This is a genomic window from Streptomyces sp. WAC00040, assembly GCF_056835925.1.
In genome coordinates, this window is the sequence record NZ_JAKQZE010000001.1 from 4,099,553 (window position 1) to 4,113,857 (window position 14,305).

The 14,305-nt window shown below is 62.9% G+C and carries 7 protein-coding genes; all 7 read left to right on the top strand.

Annotation, left to right across the window (positions count from 1 at the left end; all coding sequences use genetic code 11):
* Positions 1-13 precede the first annotated feature (13 nt).
* The 7 genes from MDN94_RS18860 to pglZ all read left to right on the top strand — a co-directional run bounded on the left by MDN94_RS18860 (position 14) and on the right by pglZ (position 14,296).
* On the top strand, positions 14-2,677 hold the full coding sequence (locus MDN94_RS18860; RefSeq protein ID WP_482726903.1) for an RNaseH domain-containing protein: 2,664 nt from the start codon (positions 14-16) through the stop codon (positions 2,675-2,677).
* 575 nt (positions 2,678-3,252) lie between these two features.
* Positions 3,253-3,453, top strand: coding sequence for a helix-turn-helix domain-containing protein (locus MDN94_RS18865; protein WP_062022144.1), 201 nt, complete (start codon positions 3,253-3,255; stop codon positions 3,451-3,453).
* A gap of 88 nt (positions 3,454-3,541) precedes the next feature.
* Complete coding sequence (locus MDN94_RS18870; protein WP_482726904.1) at positions 3,542-4,171, top strand: DUF1819 family protein; 630 nt, start codon at positions 3,542-3,544, stop codon at positions 4,169-4,171.
* On the top strand, positions 4,168-4,767 hold the full coding sequence (locus tag MDN94_RS18875) for a DUF1788 domain-containing protein (RefSeq protein WP_388210037.1): 600 nt from the start codon (positions 4,168-4,170) through the stop codon (positions 4,765-4,767). Before MDN94_RS18870 ends, MDN94_RS18875 begins: the two co-directional genes overlap by 4 nt.
* 4 nt (positions 4,768-4,771) lie before the next feature.
* Positions 4,772-8,260 carry a BREX system P-loop protein BrxC gene (brxC, locus tag MDN94_RS18880; RefSeq protein ID WP_482726905.1) on the top strand — a complete coding sequence of 1,163 codons (3,489 nt, stop codon included), beginning with the start codon at positions 4,772-4,774 and terminating at the stop codon, positions 8,258-8,260.
* Positions 8,260-11,808, top strand: coding sequence for a BREX-1 system adenine-specific DNA-methyltransferase PglX (gene pglX / locus MDN94_RS18885; protein WP_482726906.1), 3,549 nt, complete (start codon positions 8,260-8,262; stop codon positions 11,806-11,808). Before brxC ends, pglX begins: the two co-directional genes overlap by 1 nt.
* Positions 11,801-14,296: a BREX-1 system phosphatase PglZ type A gene (gene pglZ / locus MDN94_RS18890; protein WP_482726907.1), complete on the top strand. Its 2,496-nt coding sequence runs from the start codon at positions 11,801-11,803 to the stop codon at positions 14,294-14,296. Before pglX ends, pglZ begins: the two co-directional genes overlap by 8 nt.
* The last annotated feature ends 9 nt before the right edge of the window (positions 14,297-14,305 follow it).

The following is a 14,305-nucleotide window of genomic DNA, read 5'->3' on the forward strand; positions in this document are numbered from 1 at the left end:
AGAACCCGTCCACATGTCCTCCCGCCCACCCAAGGCGACCCAGCGTCTCGATCTCCTCGCCGTCCGCGTCACGCGCAGCCTCCTCTCGGACGCCTCAGTCCACGTCCGCGACTGCGGCCCGGCCGGCGTCAAGCTGTGGAACATCTTCGACAACGCCTACCGTCGACGGGCTGGGCGGGACGAGGTCCAGGCCCCACACTCCGTCGCCACGACGGCACTTCGCGCCCTCACTGGCGGGTACGTCTGGCTCGATGCCAAACATGCTGTCCTGGCCAGCAGGGACCCCATCGACGACGACACGGTCCGCGACGTCTTCACCCTGCTGTACGGGCTGGCGACAGGCGAAGACATCGATGACATCGACCTGAACCAGCCGGTCAGCATCGCGGAGAAGTTCGCCTCCACCCCCCAGGAGCAGCGCGCGTTGGCCGACTACCTGCGGCCCTCGCCGAGCAGGCAGCCAGACGCCCCCAACTGGGTGTACGAGACTGTCGCCTGGGACCTTGCCCGCCGTGTCGCGGCCGAACCTTGGGAGATCGATGGCTTGTCCGTCCGGCTCCGCCCCGACACGGCCGGTGGCCTCGTCGCATGGGACGACCCGTGGCCGGACGAGTCCGGAACCCGGTTCGCCCTGCCGCGGATCCGGCTGCGGATGAAGACCGAGCCCAACGTGAAGGACCCCCTGATCCTCGTCTCCGCCTCGGCGACTCGTATCAGCAGCTCCATGGACTTCGCCCGCACCGTCCTCGCCGAGCAAGATGGCGCAGGCAGGCCTCTGGTCGAGGTCGAACTCGACGGCCGGGGGCGCCTGCGCAACGTCAACAGGCTCGCCCTCCAAGCTCTCTCGCGGCTCGGCATGGGCCGATCCGTCCTCCACGAGGTCGACCGGCAGATCCAGGCCGACAGGCTGGCCCGCCAGCAAGCCCGGGAGAACGGTGAGGACAGGCCCGCCCCGCAGCCACTGGGCGTCGTGCGGCCCATCATGGCCAAGAACTTCTACTTCCCCGTCGGCTCGGGTGTCGGCATGGACTATTACCGGGGGCTGTACGACCACATCCAGACCACCCTCGGCGACAACTGCCAGCCGCTGTACGGCTTCTTCGAAGGCGGCAACTTCAAGCAGGCCAAGAAGGACGAAGTCCTCATGGAGCCGCTGGACATCACCCGCTCCCTGGACGCCATGGGTCTCCAGCACCTGCGCATCGTGTGCCTGTGGGCGACCGACGAGATTCGTCAGCGGATGATCAACGCACTCGCCCGCGCCTACGGACTCGACCCCGCCAGCGTCAACCCCGCCGAAGGCAAGAGCGTCACGTTGCACGGCACCCAGGTCAGCGTCGTCTTCCACCACGTTCCCGAATTCCTCCAGCACGGGCCTGCGGCCGGCCGGTCCGCGCACACGGCCGACCTGCTCTCCTTGAAGGCGGCGTCGGGGGAGATCGTCGGTGTGTGGGCGGAAACCGAGTACGGCGACGGGAAGAAGGGCTCCCCACAGAGGCCGAAGGACAGCGAAGACGCCAAGCACCAGACTCACCGCGTCCTGGCCAAAATGGACCTGGTCGTCCAGTACATCGACAGGGCCGTCCAGACCGGCATCGACAAGTCCACTGGCATGGACCACCAGAGCCTGTCCTGTTTCATGGATCTCTACCGCAACCTTGGGTTCATCGACCGCCGGATTTCCCGTGTTCTGACCAAGCCCATCGGTGAGCTCCCAGCCGACGGCGTAGCGCACTGCGGCGTTCATGTCCGCAGGCAGTCACGCCGCCCGGGCGAGAGGGACGCCAGGATCTCCGTCTCCGCGAGCGTCCTCAAGCCCCCCACAGTGCCGGACGGTGCGTGGACGCTCCACGGATGGTCCTACACCGACCGCACCTGGAGGCCATACCACCTGGCCGAAGCCGCCTTCCACGCCGCCGACTACCCGGCAGGGAAGATGACGGAGTTCATGGATAACTTCGCCGGCTACTCCAGCACCGCCAAGGTCATCGACCAGGCGCTGGAAGACCTCGCCGACTACCTGGGTGGCATCCCGTACACGGTCACGGTGGACGGTGTCGCCTGTCGGCGGCTGTGGAAGGGCCTGAACAACAGGACCCAGGGCCAGCCACCCGAGCCCAACACCACCTGGCTCCCGGGCTCCACGATCGCCCCGAAGTACCGGCCGATCGCCGTGATCCGGCTCAACACCACCGATGAGGAGGTCCCCCGTCCGGTGCAGGTGACTATCACTGACGAGGACGACAGCGAGATCAAGACCAAGGAACGCACCACGCAGGTCTTCCGGATCGACCCCGATCTGGATCTTGGCAAGCAGTGCACCTGGCTGTTGGTCAACACCACCCACCAGTTCGACGGCAACGGCGCCGGCAGGCAGGGCTCGAAGAAGACCCGCTATGGCGCACTGCCGTGGAACAAGGGGAAGAACGAGATCAAGGCGAACTACTACGCCATGACCGCAACCGAGATCTTCCCGATCGCCGTGAACACAGAGCACCGCCGAGAACTGATGATGGTGACCGCCAGGCTCTGCCACCAGGCCCTAGCCTGGAAGCACCGCACCCGCTACCCGATCCCCCTCCACGCGGCTCTCCAGATGGACAAGGATCACCCGCGGTACCGACGCACTATCACGCCCGAGGACCTCGACGGCGAGACGAACAGCGAGGACGAGTAGCCCCGTCACCTCTTCCCCGCAGTCGCGGCCCGGACCATGCAGAGGAGTCGTACCTGCCGTCGCTCTGTGTAGCCCGGGTGGCGGGCCGCGTCCGTGCCCTTTGGCTGGCCGACGGACCTCAAGGGAAGAGGAGGCCAGGGCCGGGCTTGGACTCACCCCAAGGCCCACGAGCAGCGGACCCTCGAGCCCTTGGCTCCGGACAGGCGCGAGCCGTTCGTTCGGAGCGGGCTCGCACGATAGGAAGGCGGATCACAGGAACGCCCTGTAGCCCGGGCCAGCGGCGGATAAGCCCAGCTCGCAAGCGGTCTTCGTGATCAGCATTGAACTGCGCAGACACCTCACCGGTTGCCGAGCCCCTCTCGCTACTTCCTTCAGGTGAGTGCCGGGTCGGTATCATCGCCAACCGGGAGTGAAGCTTCCATACCCCATCGTGACCGGTACTGGACCGGGAGAGGCGCCGAGTAGCGCGGCATGGTCCGGCTACACCCGGCTAAACCGGGTATGAACCTCCGCTGGCACCGGTAGGGTAGGCATGCCCGATGTGCTCACACTGAATGTCGACTGGAGGTTCCACCGTGACTGAACCGTGGCTGTCCGCCGACGACATCGCCGCCCATCTCGGCATCACGAAGGACACGGTGTACGGGTGGATCGCCGAGAAGGGCATGCCAGCCCACAAGCTTGGCCGCCTCTGGAAGTTCCAGGCCAGTGAAATCGATGAATGGGTACGCAGCGGGGGTGCCGCGTCATCGAGCGATCACGCAGGTCCGGGCTGACCTGGCGGTTCGCCCACTGGCACGAGGGAGGTGTCGGTGGGGCGCCGTATCCTGGACGACTTGCCTGATTTCCGAAAAGAGGTGACCCGTGTCGGAAGGGACCGCCCCTGCGTCGCGCTATGCGCTCTCGTTCACCAGCGGTGCCCTCCTCATGCGCGAGGCTGTCATTGTCGCGCCGATGTACCTGCGCGAGCACGACTGGTCGAAGGTGCGTGCGGTGATCGAGCAGGACAACCTGCTGCAGGCTCGCACGGTCGCGTCCGGGCGACGCTTCGCCCGCGAGGTCACCCAGCGACTATCCGTGCTCACCGACGGTGAGATCGAGCTGCTCATCGATGCGACGGCCACTGAGCGCGGACACTTGCTGTGGGCGGCTGCTTGCCGTCGCTATGACCTGATCGGTGAGTTCGCCGAGGAGGTGGTACGCGAGCGGTTCCTCCTGCTGGCATCGACGCTCACATACGAGGACTACGACAGCTTCGTGCGCGGCAAGGCCCTATGGCATACGGAGCTGGCTGAAGTCAAGGACTCGACACGGCGCAGGCTGCGCTCGAACGTGTTTCGGATGCTGAAGGAGGCTGGTCTGCTCTCTGACCGCGGACACCTGCTGAAGGCCGTGCTATCGCGGCGGGTCGCTAGCGCCTTGTGCACGGGGAGCCCGAGCGACCTGCGGTTCTTCCCGACTAATGATCACGCTACAGGGAGGGCCGAACGGTGAAGCCGACCGAGCTGTCCAAGCAGGAGGAGCACCTGTTTCAGGTGCTCAGCGGTAAGCGGTTCCTCCAGATGGAGGGCCTGAGCAACGAGGTGCCGTTCTTCATCTACCCCTACGACCCCGAGGACGCCCTCGTGGTTGCGGGGGTCAAGAAGCGCATCAAGAACCGACTGGCCAACAAGGGAATCGAGGTCCGCGAGATCAATCTCTACGACCTGTCGGTGGAGATGCTCAAAAAGCGCGGAGTCTGGGATCGCCTGCTCGCCCTCGAACCGGAACAGGACAAAGCCGACTTCCGTGAGCTGCTCCAGGGGATGCTCGACCCGCAAGACCACATCTCGCCTGCGATCCGCGCCAAGCTCGACGAGGGCGATTTCGACATCTTCTTCCTCACCGGTATCGGCGAAGTCTTCCCGTATATCCGCTCGCACAACGTGCTGAACAACTTGCAGAGCGTTGTCACGGGTAAGCCGATGCTCTTGTTCTTCCCTGGCCGCTACGAGCAGTCCGACACGCTGGGATCGTCGCTCGTGCTGTTCGGGCGACTCAAAGACGACCAGTACTACCGAGCCAAGAACATCTTGGAACAGGAGGCTTGACTCGATGAAGCTGAATGCGATCTTCGCCAAGGATGTCCAGCGTCCGATCGAGGGCGTCATCAAGGCTGACGACACCGCGCACCTGGGCACTGAGGTCGACGAGTACGTCCTGACTAACGAGGCGGCCAAGGGCCTCGAACTCCTGCTTGAGGCGTACACGAACTACACCAACGCGAACGGTGTATGGATCTCAGGCTTCTTCGGCTCCGGCAAGTCCCACTTGCTCAAGATGCTCGCTCACCTGCTCGGCGACGTAGACGGGCAGGACTTCCCGCGCGAGCGCGTGTCCGAGAGCTTCCGGTCCAAAGCGCAGGGGGCGTTCCTCCCGGCCTTGTTGACCAAGGCCGACCGCATCCCGGCCAAGAGCCTGCTGTTCAACATCGATCAGAAGGCGACGCTCATCACGAAGGACCAGGGCGACGCGCTGTTGAAGGTGTTCGTCAAGGTCTTCGACGAGAGCTGCGGCTACTACGGCAACCAGGGCCACGTGGCGCGATTCGAGCGGGACCTGGACAACCGCGGCCAGTACGAGGATTTCAAGGCCGCGTACGCACAGATCGCGGGACGCGACTGGACACATGGCCGCGAGGAGGGTGTCCTCGAAGAGGCCAATGTGGCCAAGGCGTACGCCGAAGTCAGCGGCCAGTCCGAAGGGACGCCGACCAACATCCTGACGAAGTACCGCACCGAGTACTCGGTGTCGATCGAGGACTTCGCCAACGAGGTCAAGGCGTGGGTCGACAAGCAGGACGAGGGCTTCCGGCTGAACTTCTTCGTGGACGAGGTCGGCCAGTTCATCGGGTCCAACACGCACCTGATGCTGAACCTCCAGACGATCGCCGAGTCGCTGAACACCAAGTGCCAGGGGCGGGCGTGGGTGTTCGTCACTTCCCAGGAGGACATGGACAAGGTCGTCGGTGACCGCACCAAGCAGCAGGGCAACGACTTCTCCAAGATCCAGGCGCGATTCAGGACTCGAGTGAAGCTCACCAGCGCCGATGTTGAGGAGGTCATCCGCAAGCGTCTTCTGGAGAAGAACGAGGCGGGCGAGTCCGCCCTCGCGAAGATCTACGCTGAGCAGCACGCGAACTTCAAGACGCTGTTCGACTTCGTTGACGGTGCGAAGACCTACCGCAATTACACCGACGAGGCGCACTTTGCCGGCACGTACCCATTCGTCAGCTACCAGTTCCCGCTCTTCCAGGCGGCGATAGAAGGCATCTCGGACCACAACGTGTTCGAGGGCCGCAACAGCTCGGTCGGTGAGCGTTCCATGCTCGGCGTCGTGCAGCAGGTCGCCAAGGACGTCGGCGATGTCGAGGTCGGCAGACTCGCGACCTTTGACCACATGTTTGCGGGCATCCGTGCCTCGCTGAAGTCCGCCGCGCAGCGCTCGATCGATGTCGCCGAGCGAAACCTCGACGACGAGCTTGCTGTGCGCCTACTCAAGGCGCTGTTCCTGGTCAAGTACGTCGAGGGCTTCCACGCGACCCCGCGCAACCTGACCGTACTGGTCTACGACCAGTTCGGCCTTGACCTGCCCGCCCTGTCCAAGCAGGTACAGGAGGCCCTGACGCTGCTGGAGACCCAGACATACGTGCAGCGCAACGGCAACGTCTACGTGTACCTGACCAACGAAGAACAGGTCATCGAGGAAGAGATCAAGAACGTCGACATCGACGCTTCCGAGGTCAGCGGTCGCCTGTTCAAGGTGCTCACGAGCGATGTCATCCGCACCAACAAGCTTCGGTACGCCAAGAATGGACAGGACTTCGCGTTCGGCTACAAGCTCGATGACCAGGTGTATGGACAGCAGCGCGAGCTGACAGTTCACTTCATCACCCCGGAGTACCCGTTCGGCCCCGAAGAGACCCGGATGCACAGCGCCGGCAAAGACGAGTTGCGCGTCATCCTGGAACCCGACGAGCGTGCCCTGTCCGACCTGCGGCTGCTCATCAAGACCGAGAAGTACACCAAGCGCAAGCAGACGACATCGCTCTCGGCGATCGAGGACCAGATCCTTCGTTCCAAGGCGACACAGAACGTCGAGCGCGAGAAGGAAATCGTCGAGCGCATCCGCCGGGCCGTCGGCAAGGCAGACCTCGTAATCAACGCCGCCGACGTGACCTCCGCATCGCAGGACGCCATTGCTCGTGTGACCGATGGGTTCCAAGACCTCGTCAGCCGTACCTACACCCAGCTCCGTTTGCTCGGCGGGGCGACTTACAGCGAGCAGCAGGTCGCCACGTTCGCCAACCCCGACCAGTCGGGCATGTTCGACGACCCGTCGCTGTCAATGCTCGCTACCCCGGGCGACGAAGTGTTCTCGTTCGTTCTGCAACGAGACCGGCTCGGCGAGCAGGCGACCGTCAAGACGATTGTGAGTGCGTTCCAGGCAAAACCCTACGGCTGGGACCTTGCCTCGATCGAGGTCGTCATTGCGTGGCTTGTCGGTAACTCGAAACTCACGATCACTGTCGATGGGAACGCTCTGAAGCGCACCGAAGTCGCGACGGTGCTGCGTAACACGCAGAAGCACTCGCACGCGGTGGTGGCTCTCCAGAAGGTCTTCGACGAGCGTAAGGTCGCGACGCTCCGCAAGTTCTGCACCGACTTCTTCGACGAGGCAACCGCGCCGAAGGACCCGCTTGAGCTTGCCCGGCACGGCAGCGACAAGCTGCGCGGCAAGCTCGACGAGCTGAAGGCGTGTGTGAACGGGTCGAAGTACCCGTTCGTGGAGCAGCTGGCCGCCCCGATCGCACTGCTTGAACAGGTCGTTGGCAAGCCCGACGAGTGGTACCTGACCGATTTCGGTCTCGGTGACGAACTGCTTGACGTTAAGGAATCTGTGATCGACCCGATCCAGTCGTTCCTCAACGGAGGCCAGCGCGCCATCTACGACGAAGCCGTCGCTCAGCTCACGGCGAGCACTAACAACCTCGGCTACCTTCCCACTGGAAGCGACGCCGAGGTGAAGCAGCTACTCGAAGACCCCAACGCGTTCCGCGGCAACCGCATGATCCAGCTCAAGCGAGCCGCAGAGGCGCTCGGCAAGCAGGTCGACGAAGCACTCGCGACCAACCGTGCCACGGTGATTGAGGCCATTGAGGGACGCAAGACCGAGGTGCTCGGCAGTGCCTACTACGAGGACGCCACGGAGGATGCAAAGGAGAGGGTCGTTCGCACGATCGACCAGATCATCGACCGACTCGGCAGCGAGAGGCAGATCGCGCTCATCCGCGAGCAGGGGAACAGCTTCGAGGAGAAGACCTATCCTGCGCTGCTCGATCAGCTCGTCTCTTCCGCCCGCCCCACTGGCGGTACCGACGATCCCGTTCCCGCGCCGGTCAAGCAGACCGTCTCGGTCAAGACCATAACGGTGCCGGGTGTCCACGGCGTGCTGGAGACCACCGAGGACGTCGATCGGTACCTCGACGCGCTCCGTAGCGCCCTGCTGTCCACGCTCAACGACGGAAAGCGAATTGCACTCTGATGGAAACCGCTCCGCTCAAGTCTTTCGCTACCTGGGCCCGCACCGCACTCATCCGTGAGGTGGCGGCTCGCATCGCGGTCGTCCTCGCCCCTGCCTCGCCCGAGAGCGTCGAGCAGCGTGGCGCCGTCGCTGCACTGGAGAAGGCCGTCCACGCGGCCGGCGGCGGGGACAGGGGCCGCGCTGCCGTAGCGGAAAAGGTCGCCTACACCTGGTTCAACCGCATCATCGCCCTGCGGTTCATGGACGCGAAGGGCTACACCGGCGTCAACATCGTGTCTCCCGAGCGAGGACGCGAGGCCGGCCAGCCGGAGATCCTCGCCGAAGCCAAGCGCGGGAACATCGACAGCACGGTCGTCAGCAACAAGCGCACGGCCGAGACTGTGACAAGCCTGCTCAATGGCACGCGCCGAAGCGACGACCCACATGGTGAGGCGTATTCGCTGCTGCTCGCGGAGTACTGCCGTCACTGGAATCGCTCGATGCCGTTCATGTTTGAGCGCGAAGGCGACTACACCGAGTTGCTCATCCCCGCGAACCTGCTCGCAGACGACTCCGTGTTGGCTCGGGCCGTCACCGTGCTCACCGAAGACGTCTGCCAAGACGTCGAGGTAATCGGTTGGCTGTACCAGTTCTACATTTCCGAGCGCAAGGACGAGGTCTTCGCCGGATTCAAGAAGCACAGGAAGGCCGGCGCTGCCGAGATCCCCGCTGCCACCCAGCTCTTCACCCCACACTGGATCGTCCGCTACCTCGTCGAGAACTCCCTCGGACGACTCTGGCTGGCCAACCGGCCCACCTCGCGGATCGCCGACCAGATGAAGTACTACATCGCTCCGGCCGACGAGGAAACCGACTACCTCAAGGTCGCCAGCCCCGAGGAACTGAAGATCATCGACCCCGCATGCGGCTCCGGCCACATGCTCACCTACGCGTTCGACCTCCTCTACGCCATCTACGAGGAGGAGGGCTATGCACCGTCCGACATCCCTGGGCTGATTCTCGCCAACAACCTCTGCGGCACCGAGATCGACCCCCGTGCAGGTGCGCTTGCCGCGTTCGCGCTCACGATGAAGGCCCGCGCTCGCCAGCGAACGTTCTTCAGCAAGCAGGTCGAGCCGAACATCTGCGTGCTCGAACCCATCTCGTTCACACGGGATGAGCTGGACATCCTCGTCACCCGCGGTGGCGACCGCGCCGCCGAGGAATCGTTCTGGAATCAGTTCCAGCAGGCCGACACCTTCGGATCGCTCATCCGCCCGCGTGAGGAACTGATCGAGCCGCTCAGAGAACACCTCGACACAAGCCGGCCGGACGACAGTGACATCATCAGCAGCGAGCTTTGGGAACGCGCGCATAACGTCATTCGTCAGGCGGAGTGCCTGTTGCCCCGTTACCATGTCGTCGTCGCGAACCCGCCCTACATGGGTGCTGGGAACATGGATGCGCGTCTGAGTGAGTTCGTGAAGGCCGAGTTCCCTCGATCAAAGTCCGACCTATTCGCCACTTTCATCGAACGCAACATTGACTTGTCCGTTTCGAATGGACGAGTAGCCATGATTACGATGCAGTCATGGATGTTCCTGGCATCATTCGAAAAGCTCAGAAAGTGGATCGCCGATAGTCATCAGCTCTCTTCGATGGCTCATCTTGGGGCCAACGCATTTGACAGTATTGGCGGCCAAGTCGTATCTACCACAGCGTTCGTCATCGGAGTTGATTCACTGCACGAGTCGGCCCATGGGGCCTATGTGCGGCTTATCGGGGGCACGACAGAGTCCGATAAGGCGAACGAGCTGCGCCAGGTCGCAGCAGGGGCGAACTTGAATAGCCTCTACCGAGTGAGGAACGCCGACCTGGCCGCATTGCCTGGCGCAGTGATTGCCTACTGGGTGGCCGATAAGATTGCCCCCGCCTTCGCTAGCGGAATAAACCTTGCCTCTGTCGCCTACACCCGTATCGGACTCATCACGGGAGATAATGACTCATACCTCCGCCAATGGTTTGAGGTATCCGCCGAAGGCATCGGAACAGTTGTGACGCGTGGCCAGGCTGCAGAGTCTGGGCTTCGATGGTTCCCGATCTCAAAGGGTGGTGAGTACCGCAAATGGTACGGAAATATTACGGCAGTTGTGGACTGGCAACATGATGGACGTCAGTTGCAGACACGGCTGGACCGGACCGGATCGCGGATCCTTGCCCACAACTTCAACTTGGATGACATCTTTCGCGAAGGCGTCACCTGGTCGAAAATTTCGTCGGGTCGGTTCTCAGGGCGCTACCATCCGGCGGGGTATATCTTCAACGACCCGTCCACGAACATCTTCCCATCGCATAGTTCAGTCTCCGTTCTGGTACTGCTTGCCTACCTCTCGTCAAATGTTGCTGATTTCCTCCTCCACGCGCTCAACCCGACGCTGAACTTCCAGCCCGGGAACGTATCGAGCCTTCCGTGGCCTGCGACGCTTCCTACCGCAAGAATTGAAGAAAAAGCTCGAGAAGCACTGTCAATTGCTCGTGCAGACTGGAACGAGGCAGAGGTCTCGCGCGAGTTTTCAGTGAATAGCTTGGTAGAGGAGAGGGGTAGTGGACTATCACTAGCCAAGATTCTCGATCGAGTCATGGATAAGTTCGACGAGCGTTCCGCTCGTTTGGCAGAACTCGAACAGCAGAACAACTCATTGTTCGCGGAGTCGCTTGGGCTAGCGACTTTGGTGGATCCCGCTGTCGGGCTCACGGACATCACTCTGAACAGTAACGCCCACTGGGCATTTGGGCACGTCCGAGATGCCACTGTGCGCAGCACCATGCTGGCCGCGCGTATGGTCGAGGAGCTTGTCTCCTACGCCGTTGGCTGCATGTTCGGTCGCTACAGTATCGATAAGCCGGGACTCATCCTCGCGAATCATGGCGACACGCTTCAGGACTACTTCGCCAAGGTACCGAGCCCGTCATTCCTGCCCGACAAGGACAACGTCATCCCGATCATCGATGGCGATTGGTTCGAGGACGACATTGTCGCGCGATTCCGCCAGTTCTTGCGGGTAGCGTTCGGTGAGCAGCATTTCGAGGAGAACCTGCGGTTTGTTACCGATTCTCTCGGCGTCAAGGGCCTGCGCGACTACTTCGTGAAGTCCTTCTACAAGGGGCACGTGCAGCGGTACAAGAAGCGCCCGATCTACTGGCTGTTCTCTAGCCCCAAGGGGTCGTTCAACGCCCTCATCTACATGCACCGCTACACGCCGTCCACTGCCTCGACCGTGCTGAACGAGTACCTGCGGGAGTTCAAGGCGAAGCTGGAGGCCAGCCGCCAGCACCACGAGCGCCTTGCCGTAGGAACAGGCACGCTGCGGGAGAAGGCTGCCGCACAGAAGGAGGTCGACCGCCTGCGCAAGGTTTTGCTTGAGCTTGACGAGTACGAGCACGACGTGCTGTACCCGCTGGCGACCCAGCAGGTGCAGATCGACCTCGATGACGGTGTGAAGGCCAACTACCCGAAGCTCGGTGCCGCCCTGAAGAAGATTCCCGGTCTTGAGGCAAGCAATGACTGAGACATCCGCCGTCCGGTCCCACCTGAAGCATCGTTTCGAGACGAACCGGGTGGTGTTCTGGCATGACCCTGAGGGCGAGTATGCCGCTGACCTCGACGCGCTCGGCTTGGAGGGCGTCGAGATCGTGCGTGTCGCCAACGACGAGTACGTGATCAAGCACCGGCTGCTGCACGTGGAGCCCGACGCGAAGTTCCTCGTCTACCGTTCGGGTGCCGTGCCGGCGGGGATCGGCAACTGGTTGCTCGATCTGGAGCTGGCCTACGGGGTGTTCACCGCGGATCGGACCTCACTGGTGCAGCAGGAACTCGGGCTTGCCGCCGACGGCATCGGCGACGTCGTGCGGGTACACGAGAAGTTCTTCCGGGCCGTCAAACGGGTCCAGAGCCTTAAGGCGCTGCTCAATGCCGATGACGACGCTGACAAGTTGCGCGCCAAGATGGCGGCGGTGCTGCTCGGGCAGTGCGAGCACAGTCTGCTGGAGATCACCCGTACCCTGCTCATCGAGAACGCTGCTGGTACCGACGCCAAGTACCGCACCTTGGTCGACTACGGTCTCGACGATTTCCATTGGCAGGGCGTCGGCAGGATCTACGGGTACACGTCGCAGAGCCCGAGCATCGACGACTTCGTGCTGTGGATGTTCCGCCAAGCTATCGCGGGGTTCAAGTCTGAACACCCTGGGGGGCTACGGAACATCCAGCTCGACTTCGGAAGCCTGCGCTACGACGTCCGTAGCCAGAAGACGATGACCACGCTCGCGAAACGCGTGGCTCGCGACCTGGACTACGCGAGCACGATCGAGGACGCAGGCTTCCAAGACCTGCTGGGCAATGACCTGTTTGAGGAAGTCGACCGCAAGATCATCAGTGATCTCGCGCGTGCCGTAGCCGACCGCACCGTTGCGGCCCGCGAGATCACTGAGGCCATCCGCAGCCGCCAGAGCAGCATCTGGATCGATGGGTACCGCAAGCTGTACGCCGCGATTGGCAGCGCCTCCGACCTGCTGACCGCGCTCAGCGGGCTCAGTCTGTCGATGCAGTCCTTCGACGAGGGCTTGGAACGGTACCGAGGTGAGTGGTTCCGCATCGACCAGCTCTACCGCCAGTTCACCCACGCGGCCCGCACCGCCGAGTTCGCCGGGCCCCTGGAGGGCCTGCGAGCACAGGTCGAGTCGTTCTATACGAACAAGTTCCTATACACACTGGGCGCTGCTTGGCAACAGCATGTCGATGGCGTCTGCCAGTGGCGTTCCGCTGTGCTCCGGCCGCAGACCTCGTTCTTTGCTGACCATGTCAGGCCCATCACAAGGGACGGCCGGCGTAAGGCTGTCGTAATCATTTCCGACGCTCTGCGCTACGAGATTGCTGACGAGTTGGGTTCGCGTATTCGTCAGGAGGACCGTTTCGACGCGACCCTCGATGCCGTTCTGGGCGTGCTGCCGAGCTACACCCAGCTCGGGATGGCTGCACTCTTGCCACACACCACGATCGGACATTCCGGCATCGGCGATCGCGTCGATGTGGACGGCCAGCCGTCCTCAGGCACTGACAACCGCAGTAAGATCCTTGCCAGCGTGCGGGGCACGGCAGTCCCCGCCGAAGACCTGCTGGGCATGACCCGCGACGAGATTCGCGAGCTGTACCGGCAGCACCAGGTGATGTACGTCTACCACAACCGCATCGACGCGACCGGCGACAAGCACGGCACCGAGCGGCAGGTTTTCGAGGCTTCCGAGAAGACGTTGGAGGAGCTTGTCGACCTGGTCAAGCGCCTCGCGGGCGCCGACGCCACCAACATCTTTGTGACCGCTGACCACGGCTTCCTCTTCCAGGACTCCGCGCTCGACGAGGCGGGCTACCTATCCGTCGCACCGCAGGGCGACAACATCGCCGTGCAGGCGCGCCGCTACGTGCTGGGAACCGGGCTGAAGACGGACCCGGCGTTCAAGACGTTCGACTCGGGGCAACTCGGACTCGACAGCGACTACGAGGTGCAGATCCCCAAGTCGATCCACCGACTGCGACTCAAAGGCTCCGGCGCGAGGTTCGTCCACGGCGGGGCGACCCTTCAGGAGATTGTCGTGCCGGTGCTCGCCATCAATAAGAAGCGCAAGAGCGACACTCGGCTGGTCAACGTCGAAATCCTGCCTGAGTCGGACAAGATCACCACCGGCCAGTTGGTCGTCAAGCTCTTCCAGACCGAGCCGGTCAGCGAGAAGGTCCAGCCTCGCGCTGTGCGAGCCGGCCTGTACTTCGGCGAGACCCTCATCTCGAACCATGCCCCGCTGGTGTTCGACCAGAAGTCGGCTGACAAGCGTGACCGGTATCAGAGCGCCGTCATGCTGCTCAGCCAAGATGCGAACGAGTACAACAATAGGGTGGTCGAGTTCCGCCTGGAAGAACTGATCCCCAATACGAACCAGTGGCGCGTCTACGGCAAGGCGATGTACATGCTCAAGCGCTCGTTCGCCTCGGACTTCGACTTCTAGGGAGGGTAC